This window comes from Gordonia caeni (genome assembly GCF_039537105.1).
GTDB lineage: Bacteria > Actinomycetota > Actinomycetes > Mycobacteriales > Mycobacteriaceae > Gordonia > Gordonia caeni.
This window is the reverse complement of the sequence record NZ_BAAAZW010000007.1, coordinates 142,488-161,142: the sequence shown is the minus strand read 5'-3', so window position 1 is coordinate 161,142 and position 18,655 is coordinate 142,488. Positions and strand designations below refer to the sequence as shown.

Here is an 18,655-nt window from a genome sequence, read left to right as displayed (position 1 = left end):
CGTCGTGTCTTGATCGGCGGGCGGCCGCGCGGGGCGCTGCCTTCCGGGCCGCGTCGCCGAGGTCATGCGCTCGAGGCTAGTTGAGCGGCACCGTGCGGGTGTTCGGATCGTAACCCGGGGGCGGGTTCGCGGTGTCGTCTCCCTCGGGCCGCGGGGCGTTGACCGAGCCGCGGCGCTGCTGATTCTGGTCGTTGGTCACGCAGTACAGGTTGGTCGGCACCGACGCTTCCATGATCTGGGTGGGTCGGGTCGGCGTCACCTGATAGTCGCAGTACGGCTTCGGGTAGAGGGAGGCCATCGCCCACCAGGCCCCGTGGTGGAACATCTTCTGCGACTGCACCGAGCCGTCCCGGATCGACGGGAGCAGCACGGCCAGGGTCGGGGCGCGCAGCGCACCCTGCTGCGCGACGTCGATGAACTGGCCGAGGACGTCGGTGATCGGGTCCGTGATGGTGTCCAGGGACCCGGTCATGCTGGTGATCCGGCCCGGGCCGGTGCCCATCAGCGTCCGCAGTTCCCGGTCGGAGGCGACGGCCGCGTTGATCAGCTCCGCTCCCCCGTCGACCAGCGACCCGAGATCGGGCTGGATGTCGGCGGTCGTCTTCAGGATGGTGCCGACGTTCTGGATCAGCTTGGTGGTCTGCGGCATCACCTTGTACAGCTCGGCGAAGATCACGCCACCGGACTGGAAGATCGACTTGAGCTGGTTGGGCTGATCGTCGTTGAGCGCGATGGTCAGTTCCTGCAGGGCACCGCTCAGCTTGCCGGTGTCGATCTGCGAGATCAGCTCCAGGCTCGACTCCAGCACCGTCGAGAAGGGGGCGGTGACCGAGGTCTGTCCCGGTTCGATCACAGCGCCGGCGCTCAGGTAGGGCCCCTCGTCGGTGGCCGGGACGATGTCGACGTACTGCTCACCGGCCGCGGACAGTCCGAGCGCCGAGAACTCGGCGTCGCGGTTGATCTTGTACTCCTTGTCCAGCGACACCGTGACGTCGACGGTGCGCGGGGTCACCTGAATCGATTCCACGTCGCCGATCTCCACGCCGCGCAGAGTGACCTTGGAAGTCTCCTGCAGGCCGCCGGAGATCGGGAACTTCACGGTCACGTCGTAGCGGCCCTGCCAGGGACGCCAGTTCAGCGAGACGAAGGCCAGGTACGCCAAGGCGACCAGCATCACCAGCACCAGGGCGATGTTGCCGAGCAGCACCGAATGCTTGCGCAGGAAGGTCATCATCACGTCGCCCCGTTTCCGGTAAGGCGTGCCAGCACGATGGACAGCGTCTGCTGCAGACTCTCGATGCCGCCCTCGAGGTCCTGGAGCTCGGGCCAGCGGGACGCCGAGTCGAAGCCGACGCCCGGGGTGAGCCAGTACAGCTTGGTCGCCACCGTCGCGGCGCTGCCCGGCGTGGAGTTCTGCCACTTCGGGTTCAGCTCGAAGAGCCGCTGCATCAGTGGTCCCAGCTTCGGCGCGGTCTTGTTCAGCGCGGCCGTCGCGGTGTTGAGGTGCGTGAACAGCTCGATCAGATCGTCCTGACGCTTGTTCAGGAAGTCGCTGGTCGCCTTGGTCACCTGATTCGACTTGCCCAGCGTGTCCAGGATCAGGCCCAGCTCCGAGTTGATCGTGTTGATCGCCGGCGGCAGCTTGTTGATCGAGGCCGCGATCTCGTTCCGCCCGGCCGCCAGCTGACCGGTCAGCACCGCGGTGTTGGCCATCGCCGTATCCACCTGCGCCGCATTCCGATTGAACTTGTCGATGGCGGTGGTGAAGCCGTTGATGGCGCCCTGGAGCTCCACGTACTTGTCCTCGCCTGACAGCGCCGTGGACAGCTCGGTGAAGATCTGCTGCAGCGAACTGACCGACCCGGAGTCGACCTGGGCGGTCATGTTGACCAGCAGGTCCTCGACCGTCGCCGCCGCCGAGGTCTCACCGGTCAGGGTGTCGCCTGCGCGCATGAATCCGGCGGTGGTGTCCGCGGGCGGCTGCAGGGCCACGAAGACGTCGCCGAGCGGCGTCGCCTGACGCAGCTCGGCGCCGGTGCCGACCGGGACGCGGGTCGATTCGGAGACGTCCATCGTCACCACGGCGCGATAGTCCTTGGCCTCGATGTCGGAGACCACGCCCACGTCGGTGCCGCCGAGGCGCACCTTGGCCTGCCCGGGCAGGTTCAGGGCGTTGTCGAACACGGCCTTCAGCTCGATCGTGTCGCCCAGCCCTCCCGGCGAGGGCAGCGGGATCTGCTCGACGGTGATGCCCGGCAGCGCGCCGCAGGCTGTGAGGCTCAGCGCGGTCAGGAGCGACACGGCTCCCATGACGGCCTTCTTGGTGCGGTTCATCGTTTGCTCAACTCCAGCAGGGTCGAGTAGACGCCGAGATCCGGCCCGAACTGGTTCAGCTGACCGGTGCGGCAGCCGTTCTTGCGCAGGTTGACCGCCTCGCAGAAGCGGGTGAGCATCTCTGTGTCGATCAGCGACTTGTCCAGCAGCACCTGTGCTCGCCAGGCCCCCTGCTCGGCCGAGATCGAGTTCGCCAGGTTCTGGAACAGCAGCGGCCCCATGTCGATGGTGTCCACCAGTTGCCGCGAGTAGTCCGACAGGTTCGACGCCAGCGACGCCAGCCCCGTCATGGACGACGAGATGTTTCCGGAGTTGCCTTGCATGAACTCCGCGGTGTTCTCCAACGTCCGGTTGACGTTGGTCAGGGTGGCCTGCAGGCCCGGGCTCTGATCGCCCAGCATCTCCGACACTTGCGTCACCGAATCGGAGAAGGCCAGCATCTTCGGGTAGTTGGCGGTCAGCGTGCTGCTGAGTTCGCTGATGCTCTTGATGATCTCGCCGATCCCATCGGCGTTGGACGACGTCAGGCTGCCCGCCTTCTCCAGCGCGGCGAGCGCGTCGCGCAGCCGCTCCCCGTTACCGTCGGCGACACCGGAGGCGATGTCGACGAGGTCGGCGATCGGCCGCTCGCCGCCCTCCTCGCCCTTGAGGTTGTCGACCAGGCTGTCGATGGTGTCGAAAAGGGTACCGATCTCCACCGGGGATGCGGTGTGAGCCAACGTGCCGCCGGCGGCGAGCTTGTCGCCCCCGGTGTACACCGGGGTCAGCTCGATGTGCCGGGTGGTGACGATCGAGGTGTTCACGATCGCCGCGGTGGCGTCCTTGGGGATGTCGATGTCACTGTCGACGGCCAGTTCCACCTTCACCCGGGTGCCCTGGGGTTCAAGGGAGGTGACCCGGCCCACCGGCATGCCGAGGACGGCCACGTCGTTGCCCTCGTACAGTCCCGCAACGCTGTCGAAGTAGGCGGTGTACGTCTCGGACGCGCCCGTCACCGTCTTCAGGCCCGTCGGGACGAGAGAGCAGGCACTGAGGCCGACCGCGGTCACGGCGGTGAGCGCGGTCGCGGCCAGTGTGCGGCGCCAGCGGCTGGTCGTCAGCATCCGTCCACCACCCGTGCCTTGCAGAGCCAGTTGTCCGGGAAGATCCCCCACGGCAGATATCCGTTCGCGTACGGCCCGTCGCCGGTCAGGTTGGAGATGGAGCGCGCGGTCACCGGGAGGATGTCGAGCATGTTCCGCAGGTTGTCGCGGTTCTTCTCCAGCCCCTGACTGATCGTGTTCAGGTCGGCCATCAGCGGCGCTAACTGGCCCTGGTTCTGCTGGGCCAGCACTTCGGCCTGATTCATCAGATTCGCCAGGCCGTCGAGCAGCCGGGTCACCAGCGCCTCGCGGGCGGTGATCTTGCCCGCCAGCTGCGCGCCCTGGCCGACGATGATGGACAGTTCCTGCTGGCTGTCGTCGACCTGCTCGGTGACCGCCCGGGTGTCCTTGATCAGCTGATTGATCTGGTCGGTGCGGTTGTTGACTACCCCGGACATCCGGGTGAGCGCGTCCAGCGTCGGCTCGGCGATCTCCGGCACTCCGGAGAGCTGCTTGTTGAGGCCCTTGAGGCTGTCGGCGAGCTGCTCGTCCTCGATGTCGGCGAGGATCGGCACGCCCGCCTCGAGGGTCTTCTGCAGATCGTAGGGCACGTCGGTGTCGGCGATGTGACCGTCGGGGGCGGGCTGGTCGCCGTCGCCCAGGCTTACGTCGATGAAGCGCTGCCCGAGCAGCGTGGACAGCTTGATGACGGCGCTGCCCTGGTCGGTGACCTTCACGTCGTTGTCGACCCGCATGGTGACCTTGACGTGGTCACCTTCCAGTTCGGTGCCGGTGACCTCGCCCTTGTCGATTCCGGCCACGCGCACCTTGTCACCGGGGCGCACCCCGCCGGCGTTGGAGAAGTTCGCGGTGTACTGGGACTTGCCGATGCCCAGCTCGCTGAAGCCGACCACCGCCACCACCAGCGCGGCGATCACGACGCAGCCGATGAGCCCGTACCAGAGCAGGCGACGCTCACCCCACGAGGAACGCAATCGCTTCTTCATCACTGACACACCACCGAATGTTGGGTGCCGCCGATCATGCGCAGCAGGCCGGGCGGCAGGAAGACATTGCCGATCGAGATGTCGAGCTCACACGCGTAGATGTTCAGGTACGCGCCCTGGCTCATCACCATCGGGAAGTGCACCAGGAACTCGGGCAGCACCTCGGCGCCGCGGTCCAGGGTGCCGCCGATCCCGATCAGCCGATCGGTCGCGCTGCGTGCCTGGGTGCCCGCGGACTTCAGCGAATCCTGGCTCTTCTGGAGCACCGTGCCGAAGCCCGACGCGGTGCGGCCGATCAGCTGTACCGACTCGCCGAACGCCGCCGAGTTGCTGTTGAGTCCCTCGACCAGCTGGGAGGTGTTGTCCAGCAGCACCTTCACCTGATCACCCTGGGAAGCCAGTTCGCGCATGACGACCGACAGGTTGTTGATGATCGCGCCGAGCACCTCGTCGCGGTTGGCCATGTCCTCGGCGACCTGACCGATCTGCGTGATGGTGTTGGTCAGGGAGATCTGATCGCCTTCCTGGAAGGTGTTGATCAGGCTCATCGTCAGGTCGTTGACCTGCTCGGGCGTGAGAGTCTCGAAGACCGGCTGGAAACCGCCGAGGAGCTTCGTGACGTCGAAGGAGTCGATGCCGTCGCGTTTGAGCGAGCTGCCCTTGTCGAGCGCCTTGCCCGGGGTGTCGCCGTCCAGCGTCAGCGCCAGATACCGCTGGCCGATGAGGTTCTGGTAGCGGATCGCGGCCTGGGTGTTGTCGTAGATGTGCTGGGACGTGAGGACGTCGAAGCCGACGCGGGCCCGGCCGTCCTCCAGTTTGATCGACTCCACGCGCCCGACGCGCACGCCCGCCATGCGGACGTCGTCGCCCACCGCCAGACCGGAGGCGTCGTTGAAGCTCGTCGAGTAATCGCCGGTGGAACCGTCGAGGGTGCGCTCGAGCGTCGACCAGATCAGGTACGTCATGAATAGTGCGACCACCGCGAAGGCGAGGAAGCCGATCAGTGGCTTGCGAATGGTGGCGATGGGCTGACTCACTGCTCTCCTCCCTGGGGCTCCGGCAACGGCGTCACACCGGACACCAGCGGACCGAGCATCAACGACTCGGCGGCGGTGGGCTTCCGGCCCAGTGCCTCGCTCAGCGTCTTGGCGTCCTGGCGGGTGGTGACCCGCTTGGAGACCTCACGGCGCTGCAGGCCCTCGTCCGGGTAGATCTTCAGCGGACCGGACATGGTGGGTCCGGTACCGGTGCCGGGGCCGACGCAGCCGGGTCCGCGGAGCTGACCGTACGGTCCGCCGTCGTAGACCGGGCAGTTCTGGCGACCGTAGCGCTCGAACGGGCTGAAGCTGATGCCCAGGTTCAGTTGGACCTTGCCGTTGTAGCCGGTGAACACTCCGAGCACCCGGCCGGCCAGGACGTACAGCTCCTGAATCGCCTGCGGCATGGCTTCCGGTTCGTACATCGCGGCGCCCACCATCGTGTTCATGTCGCCCACGATCTCGATGCCGCCGGCGCCGTTCTTGGAGAACAGCGTCTGGGTCTGATCCAGCAACCCCTGCCCCGAGGACAGCAGAGCGGTCAGGTTGCGCTGGTTCTCGGCGATGGTCATCGCCGGAATCACGCTGCGCCCCAAGGTCTTCATCAGTTCCGGCGTCGACTCGGAGATGCCCTTGACCGCCGCGTTGTAGTTCGCGAAACCCGACGGCGCACCCGCCGGGAACTGAGCGTTGAGTTCCTTGAAGTAGGTGTCGAGCACCGGCAGGAAGGTCTTGAAGGTCTCGCCGCCGCCGTTCAGCGCGTCGGCGATGGTGCCGAGCACCATGCCGAGGTCCTCGGCAGGCACCGCCTGCAGGAGGTCCCGCAGGTCGTTCTGGGCGTCCTGCAGACGGATCGTGTCGGCGCTGGTGTCCGCCGGGATCGTGGCCCCGGACTCCAGATGTCCGGCCACCGGATCGGCCGGCTGGATCAGTTCCACCGAGTTCACGCCGAACAGGTTGGACGGCACGGTGCGTGCCGTGGTGTTGGCGGGTATCCCGTCGGCCTGCTTCGGGGTCAGTTCGATGTTGACGTTCTTCAGCGGGCCCGCTTCGGCGTTGCCCGCCGCCTCGACGCTGGCGACCGATCCGACGATCAGGCCGTTGTAACGGACATCGGCCCCCGGGATCAGCCCGTCGCCGACGTCGGTCATCTGGGCGACCACCTTGGTGTAGCTGTCGAACGTGCCCTGGTAGCGCATCACCAGCAGCGCGAACACGACGATGGCCACGGCCAGGAACGCGATGCCCCGCCAGAAGTACTGGCCCACCGACGGGTCGCGGCCTCCGGTATCCACACGAACCATGCTCAGTTACCCCGAAATCTTGATTCCCGATGTGGTGCCCCAGAACACCAGCGTCATGATCAGGTTGGCGAAGACGATCGTGATGATCGCCAGGCGGATCGCGTGGCCGGCGGCGACGCCGACTCCTTCCGGACCGCCCGAGGCGAAGTAGCCGTAGTAGCACTGGATGAAGGTGGTCAGCAGGACGAAGACCACCACCTTCAGGAAAGAGAAGAGGACGTCGCTCGACAGCATGAACTGCTGGAAGTAGTGCAGGTACGTACCGGCACCCTGGCCGCTCTGCAGCTGGAACATCAGCTGCGCGGCGATGTAGTTGGCGGCCAGGGCCACCGCGTACAGCGGAATGATCGACAGCACCGCGGCCACCATGCGCGTGGTCACCAGGTACGGCAGCGGCCGGATCGCGATCGCCTCGAGGGCGTCGATCTCCTCGCTGATACGCATCGAACCGAGCTGGGCGGTGAAGCGGCAGCCGGACTGCGCGGTGAACGCCGTGGCCGCCAGCAGCGGCGCGATCTCACGGGTGGTCGCGAACGCCGACAGCGCGCCGGTCAGCGGTTCCATGCCGAGCAGGTTCAGGGCGGTGTATCCCTCGATGCCCACCGTTGCACCACCCATGATGCCCAGGATCACCATGACGCCGACGGTGCCGCCGCCGACCACGATGGCGCCGTTGCCCCACGCCACGTCGGACAGCAGCCGCCAGATCTCCTTCTGATAGTGCCGGAAGGTGATCGGGGCCAGGCCGATGGACTTCACCAGGAAGGTGATCAGGTGTCCCATCGAGACCAGGGCGTCGCGGGGAGCGGTCCACAGCTTCTTCAGCCACAGCAGGGGCCGAAGGGCGGGCGCGGTATACCGGGAGGCGGTCACGTCACACCACCTTCGCCGGCACGACGAGGGCGAAGATCTGCGTCAGCACCACGTTGACGGTGAACAGCAGGATCACAGAGTTGACCACCGAGGCGTTCACCGAGTTGGCCACACCGGCCGGGCCTCCGCTGGTGGTCAGCCCCCGGTCGCAGGCCACCACCGCCACGATGGCCCCGAATATCACCGCTTTGACGAGCGCGAATATCAGGTCCGGTGGACCGGCGAAGGACGCGAAGGTGCCCGTATAACTGCCCGGTGTGCCGCCCTGGAAGTAGACGTTGAACAGGTACCCGGTGATGAAGCCGACGAAGCAGACGAAGCCGCAGAGCAGGAAGCTGACCACCATGGTCGCCAGCAGACGCGGGGAGATGAGCCGCTCGACCGGATTGACGCCCATCACCTTCATGGCGTCGATCTCGTCGCGGATGGTGCGCGAACCCAGATCGGCGGCGATGGCCGAGCCGATCGCACCGGCCATGATCAGCGCGGTGACCAGCGGTGCGCCCTGCCTGATGACGCCCAGCCCCGTGGCCGCGCCGGCGAACGACGTGGCACCGATCTGCCCGGCGATGTTGGAGACCTGGATCGAGACGATCACGCCGATCGGGATGGCCACCAGCAGCGTCGGAAACACCGAGGTGGAGGCCATGAAGCCGCACTGCCGCACGAACTCGGCGAACGGGAACCGGCCCTTCGCGAGGTCGGTGATCAGCACCTTGAAGACCTCGACGAACATCGCGAGCTGACGTCCGAAGGTCTCGAAGGACTTGGTGATGTGCTCACGCCACCAACGGCCGAAGCCGGTGTCAGAGAAGCGCCGTCGAGTACGGGCACGCGCAACGCCGGAGTCGACCGTGTCTGTGCTCACTCCCCTGCCTTCACGTTCGTCGTCATGGTGAGAACCACTCTTGAAGCAGCCCCCGACCGTGTCACAGGTCGGCGCTAACTGACCCGTGGGTAGCAATATACGTCACGACTCGACAGACTTGTGTCAGGCCTCACTATTCGACGCAAACGCGCCACAAACGGTCCGCGGTCCGCTAGTGCCCGCCGCGGGAATCGCACGGAGCGCCGCCGGCGACCGCCCATGCGTGGCAGCGGAAGGCGTTCTTGCAGAACGCAATTCACCAGGTGGTCGCGGCAGGCACTCGGGGGCCGGAAGGTCCTCAGGTGAGATATTCGTACGCCGGCGTACCCGGTTCCAGCAGTTCGACGTCCAGTCGCGAGTGCGCCATGCGCTCGAGGAGGCCGTCGAAAGCCGCCCGTTCGCCGAGTTCCACACCCACCAGTGCCGCCCCGGTCTCCCGGTTGTTGCGCTTGACGTACTCGAAGAGCGTGATGTCGTCGTCGGGGCCGAGCACCTCATCCAGGAACCGGCGCAGCGCGCCCGGCTCCTGCGGGAAGTTCACCAGGAAGTAGTGCTTGAGCCCGCGGTGCACCAGCGAGCGCTCGATGATCTCGCCGTAGCGGGAGACGTCGTTGTTGCCGCCGGACACCAGTGCCACCACCGTCGCCTCGGCGGGCAGGTCGAGTTCGGCGATCGCGGTCGCCGCCAGGGCGCCGGCGGGCTCGGCGATGATGCCTTCGTTCTGGTACAGCTCGAGCATCGTCGAGCAGATGGCGCCCTCGTCGACATGCGTGACGGTGACACTGCCGGGCGCCAGGTCGATCTGCTCGCGCGCGATCACCGGAACCTTCGGGTCGTCGGTGATCTGCGCGAGCACCGGGTGCTCCACGACACGAGCACCTGCGGCCGCCATCACGCGGTGTCCCAGATTGCCGATGCGCTTGACGGCCGCGCCGTCGACGAACGGATCGATGTCGTCCAGGGTGTAGGGCTCGCCAGCCACCAGGGCGGCCGCCAGGGACACGGCGCCGTGCGGCTCCACCCCGACGATCGCGGCGCCCGGGCAGGTGGCTCGCAGATAGGTGACTATGCCGGCCAGGCAGCCGCCGCCGCCGACCGGCAGGACGATCACATCCGGGGCCTCGCCGAGCTGGGACACGATCTCCTTGCCGATGGTCCCCTGCCCCGACGCCGTGCGCGGGTCGTCGAAGGCGTGGATCCAGGTGGCCCCGGTCCGCAGCACATCGGTCTGCGCCGCCGAGGCGGCCGCGTCGTAGGTGTCGCCGACGGCGATCAGTTCGACGAACTCCTTGCCGTGCCAGGCGATGCGGTCGCGCTTCTGCTTCGGAGTGGTGGTGGGTACATAGATGCGCCCCGGGATCCCCATCGCCCGGCAGGCGTAGGCGACGCCCTGGGCGTGGTTGCCCGCGCTGGCCGCGACCACGCCGGCGGAGCGTTCCTCGGGGGTCAGCTGGGCCATCACGTTGTAGGCGCCGCGGATCTTGTACGACCGAACCGTCTGCTGGTCTTCCCGTTTGAGATAGACGCGCGCGCCGGTGGCCTCCGAGAGACGCGGGCAGGGCTCCAGCGGACTTCGCGCGACGACGCCGTCCAGCCGCTGCGCGGCGGCATCGATGCTGGCCTGAGTCAGGCCGGGTTCGACGATGGGGTCAGCTGCGGGAGTGGTGGTCACGCCCACTATCGTCCCACCGCGCACCGAACGCGGCGCGCTCGCCCCACCAGACGAGAAGGACGGCGGCCGCACTGACCCACATGGCCAGCGCTCCCGTGCCGCCCAGCACCAGGACCACCGCGACGGCGGCCAGTCCGGCCAGAACGGCATGCAGTTTGTACTGCGGCCACGCGACCCCGAAGACGTCGACCGTCGGAACGCCGGCGGCCCGTCGGCGTCCTCCGATGGCGACGATGTCGTTCAGGGTGGTCATGACATCAGTATAGCCACAGCCACGACAAAAGTTTCGGCCCGCCGAAACATTCCATCGTGTGATTCCACACACGGGCCTGCGTCGTCGCGAACACGAGGTTGTGGTCGCGGCGGACTCAGGTGAGGCAGCTCGGCCCCAGGAGGGCCTTGAGATCCCCCATCAGGGCCGACGACGGCGTCACTCGCAGTGCTTCGGTGAGGCGCAGCTGCGTCTGATTGCGCTCGCTGACCAGGGTCACGTGCACGTCGGACGTGCCCGGGTGCCGGGTAAGCACCTGCTTGAGTGCGGTCACCTTGGCCGGCGTACAGGCTCGCGCCGCCAGGGTGAGGCTCAGCGGCCTGGTGGTCCCGACCGCGGACAGATCCGGCAGGGCGAGGTCGTTCGCGCTGATCATCAGCGAATCGTCCCGCTTGTTGGCGCGCGCCCGGACCAGCACGACGTTGTCGGGCACCAGATCCATGCCGTACGCGACGTACGCGCGCGGGAAGAAGAACACTTCCACCCCGCCGACCATGTCTTCGATGGTCGCCGCGGCCCACGGCTCACCCTTCTTGTTCACCCTCCGGGTGACCGAGGAGATGATGCCGCCGATCGTGATCTGTGCGCCGTCGGCCACCTCCCCCTCCAGCAGCGAGGTGATGGAGGTGTCGGTCTGCGAGGCCAGCGCGTGCTCGATACCGGCCAGCGGATGACCGGAGACGTAGAGACCGAGCATGTCCCGCTCCAGGGCGAGCTTGTGCTTGGAGTCCCACTCCTCGTCGGGCACCTTGACCGCGAAGACCTCACTGAGCGAATCGTCTCCGCCGCCCATGTCGCCGAACAGGTCGAACTGGCCGATCGCCTCGGCCTTCTTGGTACCCAGCACCGAGTCGACGGCGTCGGCGTGCACCAGGAACAGGCCCTTGCGCGGATGCTCAAGAGAATCGAATCCGCCGGCCTTCACCAGAGATTCGGTGACCTTCTTGTTGCAGGCGGTCACGTCGATCTTGGACAGATAGTCCGAGAAGCTGGTGAAAGCGCCCTTCTCCTCCCGCGAGGAGATGATCGAGGCCACGACGCCGGCGCCCACGTTGCGGATGGCGGCCAGCCCGAAGCGGATGTCCTCGCCGACCGCGGCGAAGTCGGCGCGCGAGGCGTTGACGTCCGGCGGGAGCACGGTGATGCCCATCTTCCGGCAGTCGGCCAGATAGATCGCCGACTTGTCCTTGTCGTCGCCCACCGAGGTGAGCAGCCCCGCCATGTACTCGGCCGGATAGTTCGCCTTGAGGTAGGCGGTCCAGTACGACACCAGGCCGTACGCGGCGGCGTGCGACTTATTGAATGCGTAGCCGGCGAACGGGAGGATGGTGTCCCACAGCGCGGTGATCGCGGGCTGGGAGAAGCCGTTGTCGAGCATCCCCTTCTGGAAGCCCTCGTAGGCCTCGTCGAGGATCTCCTTCTTCTTCTTACCCATCGCGCGTCGCAACAGGTCTGCTTGACCCAGCGAGTAGCCGGCCACTTTCTGTGCGATCTGCATGATCTGCTCTTGGTAGACGATCAGGCCGAAGGTCTCCGACAGGATCTCGGCCAGCGGCTCCTCGAGCTCGGGATGGATCGGCTTGACGGCCTGGCGGCCGTTCTTGCGATCCGCGTAGTCGTTGTGGGCGTTCACGCCCATCGGGCCCGGGCGGTAGAGCGCGCCGACGGCGACGATGTCCTCGAACTTGGTCGGCTGCATCCGCTTGAGCAACTCGCGCATCGGGCCGCCGTCGAGCTGGAACACCCCGAGGGTGTTTCCGCGCGCCATCAGCTCGTAGGTCTTGGAGTCGTCCAGCGGCAGCTTGTCCATGTCGAGGTCGATGCCGCGGTTGTTCTCGATGTTGTCGAGCGCATCGTTGATGACGGTGAGGTTCCGCAACCCCAGGAAGTCCATCTTCAGCAGGCCGATGTCTTCGCACGACGGGTAATCCCAGCCGGTGATGATGGCGCCGTCCTGCGCGCGCTTCCACACCGGGATCGCGTCGGTCAGCGGGTCGCACGACATGATCACCGCGCAGGCGTGCACGCCCGCGTTGCGGATCAGACCTTCCAGACCGAGCGCCGTGTCGTAGATCCGCTTGACGTCCGGATCGGTCTCGATCAGGGCCCGCACTTCGGTGGCCTCGCCGTACCGCTCGTGGGACGGATCGGTGATGCCCGCGACCGTGATGTCCTTGGCGGCGACCGGCGGCGGCAGCGCCTTGGTGATGCGGTCGGCGATGGCGAAGCCCGGCTGCCCGAACTGCACGCGCGCGGAGTCCTTGATGGCGGCCTTGGTCTTAATGGTGCCGAAGGTGATCACCTGGGCGACTTTGTCGGTGCCCCACTTCTCGCTGGCGTAGCGCACCATCTCGCCGCGCCGCCGGTCGTCGAAGTCGATGTCGATATCGGGCATGGAGACGCGCTCGGGGTTGAGGAACCGCTCGAACAGCAGACCGTGCGGGATCGGGTCGATGTTGGTGATGCCCAGCGCCCAGGCCACCAGCGAGCCGGCGGCGCTTCCTCGGCCCGGGCCCACCCGGATCCCGACCTCGTGAGCGTGCGCGATCAAGTCGCCGACCACCAGGAAGTAGGCCGGGAAGCCCATCTGGTTGATCACCTGCAGTTCGTAGGCCGCACGCGAGGCGTACTCGTCCGGAACCGGTCCGTCCTCGAAGCGGCGCCGCAGACCGGCCTCCACCTCGCGCTGCAGCCACGTCTCCTGCGTGTAGCCGTCGGGCACCGGGAAGATCGGCATACGGTCCCGGTGCGTGAAGACGTCGGCGTAGGACTGCACCCGCTCGCCGATCTCGACGGTGCTGTCGCAGCCGCCGGGCACCACGTCGTCCCACAGGGCCCGCATCTCGTCGGCCGACTTCAGGTAGTAGCCGTCGCCGTCGAACCTGAACCGCGTCGGGTCCGACAGCGTCTTACCGGTCTGCACGCACAGCAGTGCTTCGTGGGCGGTCGCGTGCTCGCGCGTGACGTAGTGGCAGTCGTTGGTGACCAGCGGCTTGATGCCGAGCTTGCGGCCGACGTCGAGCAGACCGGTGCGCACCCGCTGCTCGATCTCCAGGCCGTGCTCCATCAGCTCCAGATAGAAGTTGTCCTTGCCGAAGATGTCCTGCCACTTGGCTGCGGCCTCCAAGGCTTCGGCCTCGTGCCCCAGCCGCAGACGGGTCTGCACCTCGCCGGACGGACAGCCGGTGGTGGCGATGATGCCCTCGGCGTGCTCGGCGATCAGTTCGGCGTCCATGCGCGACCACTTGCCCAGTTGCCCCTCGATCGAGGCCAACGAGGACAGGCGGAACAGATTCCGCAGCCCGGTGGCGTTCTCGGCCACCATCGTCATGTGCGTGTAGGCACCCGAGCCGGAGACGTCGTCGCTCTTCTGGTCCCGGCTGCCCCACAGCACTCGCTTGGTGTTGAACCGCGACTCCGGCGCCACGTACGCCTCGATGCCGAGGATCGGCTTGATGTCGTGCTTGACGGCGGTGTTGTAGAACTCGCTGGCGCCGAACATGTTTCCGTGGTCGGTCATGCCGATGGCACTCATGCCCAGGCGCTTGGCCTCGGCGAACAGCGGAGAGACCTTCGCCGCACCGTCGAGCATCGAGTACTCGGTGTGATTGTGCAGGTGAACGAACGATCCGGACAAGCGTCCGACTCCCTCCCAGGCGGCGACAGCCCTCTCGGGCCGATGGAACGACTCCACTGTAGGCGGCGCCCCCGACAGTCGGCGGCTGGCTCGCCCGGGTGTGACAGATGAGCCTGCAGTGGACGGTTTCAGCCACCGCGCAGCCGTTCCCCCGACTCCACTCGGGAGGCGGGGGTCAGACGTCGCGCAGGACGTCCAGGGCGTGCTGCAGGTCGGCCGGATACGGCGCGGTGTACTGCACGCGCCGGCCGTCGGCGGGGTGCGCGAACGACAGCGCCCGCGCGTGCAGCCACTGCCGGTCGAGACGCAGACGCGCCGCCAGCGTGGGATCGGCGCCGTAGGTCGGATCCCCCACGCACGGGTGATGCAACGCCGACAGATGCACGCGGATCTGGTGAGTGCGGCCGGTCTCCAGATGCACGTCCAGCAGCGTGGCCGCCGCGAACATCTCCAGGGTCTCGTAGTGGGTCACCGACTCCTTGCCGTTGGAGGTGACCGCGAACCGCCAGTCCGACCCGGGATGACGGCCGATCGGCGCATCGATGGTGCCCTCCGGCGGATCCAGGTGCCCCTGGACCACCGCGTGGTAGACCTTCTCCACGGTGCGCTGCTTGAAAGCCCGCTTGAGCAGCGTGTACGCACGCTCGGAGGCCGCGACGGCCATGACGCCGGACGTGCCCACGTCCAGCCGGTGCACGATGCCTTTGCGTTCGGCCGGGCCGGAGGTGGAGATCCGGAAGCCCGCTGCGGCCAGTGCACCGATCACGGTGGGGCCGGTCCAGCCCTGTGACGGATGCGCAGCGACGCCCGGCGGCTTGTCCACGACGATGATGTCCGAGTCGTGGTAGATCACCTCCAGGTCTTCGACCGGGGTGGGCTCCACGCGCAGCGGCTCCGCCGGGGCGGGCAACACCACGTCGAGCCAGGTTCCGGCGGCCAGCTTGTGCGATTTGGGCACGGCCACGCCGTCGACGGTGATCTCGCCGGCATCGGCCAGCCCGGCCGCCACCGTCCGGGACAGCCCCAGGAGCCGGGACACCCCGGCGTCCACTCGTAGCCCGTGCAGACCGTCGGGCACCGGCATCGCGCGGGACTCACGCATCGGACTCGCCTTCCTCGTCGCCGGCGCCGGCCCGGCGGGCCGCCCAGCCGGATCGCGAACCGTCGTAGTCGTAGCCCAGCAGGGTCAGCACCACCAACAGAACGGCGCCGCAGACCACCGCGGAGTCGGCGACGTTGAACACCGGCCAGCTACCGACCGAGATGAAGTCGACGACGTGTCCGCGCAGCGGGCCCGGCTCGCGGAAGAAGCGGTCGGTGAGATTTCCCAGCGCACCACCGAGCACCAGTCCCAGGCCGATCGTCCATCCGGTGGACCCCAGCCGGCGGCTGAACCGGATGATCACCACCACCACGATCAGCGCGATGATGGTGAGGATCCAGGTGTAGCCGGTGGCCATGGAGAAGGCCGCCCCGCTGTTGCGCACCAGATGCAGGGTGGCGAAGTCGCCGATCACCTCGACCGGATCCGACGGGTCGAGGTGGTGAACCGCGAGCGTCTTGGTCGCGAGGTCGGCCAGGTACACGACCACGGCGATCAGGATCAGGCCGACGAGCAGGCCGCGCGACCGCCCGCGGGCCGCATCGGTAGCGGTCGGGGTGTCACCGGCGCCGGGGGCACCGTCCGGTGCGGCGTCGTTCATGCCCCCGATTCTCCACAACGAGCACGGTCGGCGCCCACTCGGGGCGCAGACCGGCCTCCGCCGGGGCGGTGCCGCTCCCCTAGGCTGGACGGCGTGCCCGCTCCTCGCCTCTCCCGCGCCGCAGCCGGTCTGCTCCCCCTGAGTGTCGTCACGGCGCTGGTATTGACGGGCTGCTCGTCGGACGATGCACCCCCGCCGGACCCCGATCGCGGCTGTGCTCCCACCTCGAGCGCACAGGCCGAGGACGTGCGGCCCATCGACCTGCCGCCGGCGCACGTGACGGTGACCGACCCCGGGACGGGTGATCTCTCGATCCCCGCTCCCGCCCCGCGCACCGACGCCCCGCAGCGAGTCACGCTGACCACCGAATCCCGCGAGACCAGTGTGGTCGGTTCGGAGTCGACGGCCCCCACGACGACGGTGGAGGCGGTGACGATGGCGCTCACCGCGTACGCCGGCTGCACGCAGCCCGACCAACTCGAGTTCACCTTCGGTGACGTGTCCTCCCCGGACGAAGCGCTCGATCCCGCGCTCGACGCTTTCGACGGCGCCACCGGGGGCGTCACCTACCGCGACGGGATGACGCCCACGTCGCTGCGGATCTTCCCACCGCAGGACGCCGAGGCCCCGGCCAGCCGGGCCGTCGAGCAGTCGCTGCTGAGTGCCCTGACCTATGCCGTCCCGATCCCGACCGCGCCGATCGGCGAGGGAGCCCGCTGGCGCGTGGAGCGCACCGTCACCGCAGCCACCACCGTCGAGCAGGTGATGGAGGTGACCCTCACCGCGCGAGACGGTGACCGGCTGACCCTGGACGTCAGCGTCGACGAGACGCCGACCGCACCGATCTTCCGGATCCCGGGGTCGGCCTCGACGCTGGACCTGAGCCGATTCAACAACACCGGTTCGGGCACCGTCACCGTCGATCTGGCGACGCTGCTGCCGCAGTCGGGCAGCCTGGAACTGCGCGGCGCCCGGGAACTGGTCGGCGCCGACGCCGAGCGCCCGATCCTGCAGCAGACGGCGTTCTCCCTGCGCTGGGAACCCACCGCCGGGCAATCCTGAGGCGAACGATCCTGATGCAGTGAGCCGGGCCGGACGGTGTGTCCGGCCCGGCTCACCGGGTGTGCGAGAAGCGAAAAGTCAGCGTGCCGACGTGGACGTCGTCTTGCTGCTCTTCTTGCTGGTGCTGTTGCCTGCGCTCGCACCGGAGGCGTCGCTGCACAGCGGGGTCTTCACATCGCCGGCCTGCAGGAGCGGGCACACGGTCGACTTGGACAGCTTCCAGCGCCCGTCTTCGTAGACGATGGAGGCGTCGATCTTGGTCGGCGGGTTGTCGGGCAGCTTCACCTCGACCTTCACCGAAGCACGCTTGGGACCGTTGCCGACCACCGGCTTCTTGATCTCGTAGGTGACGTCGGGGTTCTCCTTGGCCACCTTGACCAGCTGATCGAACAGGTCGGGGTCCACCTCGGAACCCTCCACCAGCTGGGTCTTGTCCTTCGGCGGGACGTCCGGGTCGAGCGCGATCTGCAGCATCTCGTTCAGGGCTGCGACCGTGGGACGCTTCTTCTCATTGGACAGCTCGGCCTCGAGGCTCGCGTCCTCGGCACCGCTGGCCGCTGCGCTCTCCGAGGTCGTCGAGGCCGTCGGAACAGCCGGAAGATTACTGTCGTCGCTGCCACAGGCCGCGGTCACACCGACCAGGGCGGTGACGGCGCCGACCACCAGAAACTTACGGAACTTCACCGAATCAAACCTCCATGGGATTCTGCTCGGTCGTTCGGGCCGATCACGAGCTTCAACCACTATGCCAAACGAACCTGAGCCCACACACAGGTTCCCACCGTCACCACTACTACCAGCAGTCACAACTCCCCTCCGGTGACCAGCGCACATGACCGTCGCGTAAGTGCGAGAATCGGCGCATGACCCCACGCCCGGTTGTGATGATCACCACTGGCGGCACTGCCGCTTCCCGCACCACCGACGACGGCGCCGTACCCGTTCTGACCGGTGCCGACCTGATCCCACACGACCTCTCGCAGACCGTCGTCCAGGCGGTGGACCTGATGACGCTGGACTCGTCGGCGATGACCGTCCGCGACCAGTTCGCGGTGGTCAGCGCGATCGCCGAGGCGCTGAGCGACCCGGAGGTGGCCGGAGTCGTCGTCACCCACGGCACCGACACCCTGGAGGAGACCGCCTTTCTGGCCGATGTCTTCGCCGCCGACCCCCGCCCGGTCGTCTTCACCGGCGCGCAGTACCCGGCCGACCACCCGAGATCCGACGGCCCCGACAACATCGCCGCCGCCATCTCCCTGGCCGCCGACCCCGCCAACCGCGGACGCGGCGTGCAGGTGGCCCTCGGGAGCCGAGTGCTGCCGGCGCGCGGGGTCTTCAAGGTCTCGACCACCGACGTCGACGGCTTCGACGCCGTGCACGACGGCCTTCCGCGGCCGCTGATCGCCGACGCGGTCCCCGGCGGCGTCCCCGCCCGGGTGGATCTGCTCGCCCTCTATCCCGGTGTCTCCCCCGGTCTGATCGCCGCGGCCATCGCCCAGCGCGCAGCCGGCATCGTCCTGTCCGCCACCGGCTCGGGCAATACGCATCCGGACATCACCGCCGAGGTGGCGCAGGCCAAGCAACGGAACGTCCCGGTCGTGGTCTCCACGCGCGTGCCCTACGGCGAGGTGGAGGCCACCTACGGCGGCGGAGGCGGCGGCGTCGATCTGGCCCGTGCGGGCGCGATCATCTCGCCGTGGCTGCGCGCCCCGCAGGCCCGGATGGCGATGATCGCCCTGCTCTCCACCGGCGCTTCGCGCTCGGAGATCGCGGATTTCTTCAGCGCCTCGCAGCCGTCCTGACCG

16 protein-coding genes are annotated in these 18,655 nt (G+C 67.7%); 2 read left to right on the top strand and 14 right to left on the bottom strand.

Annotation, left to right across the window (positions count from 1 at the left end):
- Window positions 1–76: 76 nt before the first annotated feature.
- The 13 genes from ABD732_RS13090 to lspA all read right to left on the bottom strand — a co-directional run bounded on the left by ABD732_RS13090 (window position 77) and on the right by lspA (window position 15,788).
- Window positions 77–1,234, bottom strand: a complete 1,158-nt coding sequence (locus ABD732_RS13090) for an MlaD family protein (RefSeq protein WP_344784575.1) — start codon at window positions 1,232–1,234, stop codon at window positions 77–79.
- The gene (locus ABD732_RS13085; RefSeq protein ID WP_344784385.1) at window positions 1,234–2,334 is read right to left on the bottom strand and encodes an MlaD family protein; all 1,101 of its coding nucleotides are present in this window, start codon (window positions 2,332–2,334) and stop codon (window positions 1,234–1,236) included. The genes ABD732_RS13090 and ABD732_RS13085 overlap by 1 nt, the downstream gene beginning before the upstream one ends.
- A complete protein-coding gene (locus ABD732_RS13080; protein WP_344784383.1) occupies window positions 2,331–3,437 on the bottom strand; it encodes an MCE family protein in 1,107 nt (368 codons plus the stop codon). The genes ABD732_RS13085 and ABD732_RS13080 overlap by 4 nt, the downstream gene beginning before the upstream one ends.
- Complete coding sequence (locus ABD732_RS13075) at window positions 3,431–4,423, bottom strand: MCE family protein (protein WP_344784381.1); 993 nt, start codon at window positions 4,421–4,423, stop codon at window positions 3,431–3,433. Before ABD732_RS13075 ends, ABD732_RS13080 begins: the two co-directional genes overlap by 7 nt.
- Window positions 4,423–5,460, bottom strand: a complete 1,038-nt coding sequence (locus ABD732_RS13070; RefSeq protein WP_344784379.1) for an MCE family protein — start codon at window positions 5,458–5,460, stop codon at window positions 4,423–4,425. Before ABD732_RS13070 ends, ABD732_RS13075 begins: the two co-directional genes overlap by 1 nt.
- Window positions 5,457–6,764, bottom strand: coding sequence for an MlaD family protein (locus ABD732_RS13065; RefSeq protein ID WP_344784377.1), 1,308 nt, complete (start codon window positions 6,762–6,764; stop codon window positions 5,457–5,459). The genes ABD732_RS13070 and ABD732_RS13065 overlap by 4 nt, the downstream gene beginning before the upstream one ends.
- Before the next feature lie 6 nt (window positions 6,765–6,770).
- The gene (locus ABD732_RS13060) at window positions 6,771–7,637 is read right to left on the bottom strand and encodes an MlaE family ABC transporter permease (protein WP_344784375.1); all 867 of its coding nucleotides are present in this window, start codon (window positions 7,635–7,637) and stop codon (window positions 6,771–6,773) included.
- Window position 7,638: 1 nt separating this feature from the next.
- On the bottom strand, window positions 7,639–8,412 hold the full coding sequence (locus ABD732_RS13055; protein ID WP_344784573.1) for an MlaE family ABC transporter permease: 774 nt from the start codon (window positions 8,410–8,412) through the stop codon (window positions 7,639–7,641).
- 391 nt (window positions 8,413–8,803) lie between these two features.
- Window positions 8,804–10,186 carry a threonine ammonia-lyase IlvA gene (gene ilvA / locus ABD732_RS13050; protein ID WP_344784571.1) on the bottom strand — a complete coding sequence of 461 codons (1,383 nt, stop codon included), beginning with the start codon at window positions 10,184–10,186 and terminating at the stop codon, window positions 8,804–8,806.
- Complete coding sequence (locus ABD732_RS13045) at window positions 10,155–10,430, bottom strand: hypothetical protein (protein ID WP_344784373.1); 276 nt, start codon at window positions 10,428–10,430, stop codon at window positions 10,155–10,157. The genes ilvA and ABD732_RS13045 overlap by 32 nt, the downstream gene beginning before the upstream one ends.
- A 115-nt stretch (window positions 10,431–10,545) precedes the next feature.
- Window positions 10,546–14,085 (bottom strand): DNA polymerase III subunit alpha, encoded by a 3,540-nt coding sequence (dnaE, locus tag ABD732_RS13040; RefSeq protein WP_344784371.1) that lies wholly within the window; start codon window positions 14,083–14,085, stop codon window positions 10,546–10,548.
- Window positions 14,086–14,260: 175 nt separating this feature from the next.
- Window positions 14,261–15,187 (bottom strand): RluA family pseudouridine synthase, encoded by a 927-nt coding sequence (locus tag ABD732_RS13035; RefSeq protein WP_344784369.1) that lies wholly within the window; start codon window positions 15,185–15,187, stop codon window positions 14,261–14,263.
- Window positions 15,180–15,788, bottom strand: a complete 609-nt coding sequence (gene lspA, locus ABD732_RS13030; RefSeq protein ID WP_344784367.1) for a signal peptidase II — start codon at window positions 15,786–15,788, stop codon at window positions 15,180–15,182. The genes ABD732_RS13035 and lspA overlap by 8 nt, the downstream gene beginning before the upstream one ends.
- Before the next feature lie 93 nt (window positions 15,789–15,881).
- Here lspA and ABD732_RS13025 point away from each other — a divergent pair, with 93 nt between their 5' ends.
- On the top strand, window positions 15,882–16,850 hold the full coding sequence (locus ABD732_RS13025; protein WP_344784365.1) for a hypothetical protein: 969 nt from the start codon (window positions 15,882–15,884) through the stop codon (window positions 16,848–16,850).
- 78 nt (window positions 16,851–16,928) lie between these two features.
- Here ABD732_RS13025 and ABD732_RS13020 read toward each other — a convergent pair whose 3' ends face one another.
- Complete coding sequence (locus ABD732_RS13020; RefSeq protein ID WP_344784363.1) at window positions 16,929–17,534, bottom strand: WKL family lipoprotein; 606 nt, start codon at window positions 17,532–17,534, stop codon at window positions 16,929–16,931.
- A gap of 179 nt (window positions 17,535–17,713) precedes the next feature.
- Between ABD732_RS13020 and ABD732_RS13015 the strand changes: the two genes are divergently transcribed.
- Window positions 17,714–18,652 carry an asparaginase gene (locus ABD732_RS13015; protein WP_344784361.1) on the top strand — a complete coding sequence of 313 codons (939 nt, stop codon included), beginning with the start codon at window positions 17,714–17,716 and terminating at the stop codon, window positions 18,650–18,652.
- The last annotated feature ends 3 nt before the right edge of the window (window positions 18,653–18,655 follow it).

What these genes read in the sequence shown, in the direction of transcription:
- ABD732_RS13015 (WP_344784361.1), top strand. Translation starts at nt 17,714, where the DNA reads ATGACCCCACGCCCGGTTGTGATGATCACCACTGGCGGCACTGCCGCT.
- ABD732_RS13045 (WP_344784373.1), bottom strand. Translation starts at nt 10,430, where the DNA reads ATGACCACCCTGAACGACATCGTCGCCATCGGAGGACGCCGACGGGCC.
- ABD732_RS13085 (WP_344784385.1), bottom strand. Translation starts at nt 2,334, where the DNA reads ATGAACCGCACCAAGAAGGCCGTCATGGGAGCCGTGTCGCTCCTGACC.
- ABD732_RS13035 (WP_344784369.1), bottom strand. Translation starts at nt 15,187, where the DNA reads ATGCGTGAGTCCCGCGCGATGCCGGTGCCCGACGGTCTGCACGGGCTA.
- ABD732_RS13065 (WP_344784377.1), bottom strand. Translation starts at nt 6,764, where the DNA reads ATGGTTCGTGTGGATACCGGAGGCCGCGACCCGTCGGTGGGCCAGTAC.
- ABD732_RS13075 (WP_344784381.1), bottom strand. Translation starts at nt 4,423, where the DNA reads ATGAAGAAGCGATTGCGTTCCTCGTGGGGTGAGCGTCGCCTGCTCTGG.
- lspA (WP_344784367.1), bottom strand. Translation starts at nt 15,788, where the DNA reads ATGAACGACGCCGCACCGGACGGTGCCCCCGGCGCCGGTGACACCCCG.
- ABD732_RS13090 (WP_344784575.1), bottom strand. Translation starts at nt 1,234, where the DNA reads ATGATGACCTTCCTGCGCAAGCATTCGGTGCTGCTCGGCAACATCGCC.
- ABD732_RS13080 (WP_344784383.1), bottom strand. Translation starts at nt 3,437, where the DNA reads ATGCTGACGACCAGCCGCTGGCGCCGCACACTGGCCGCGACCGCGCTC.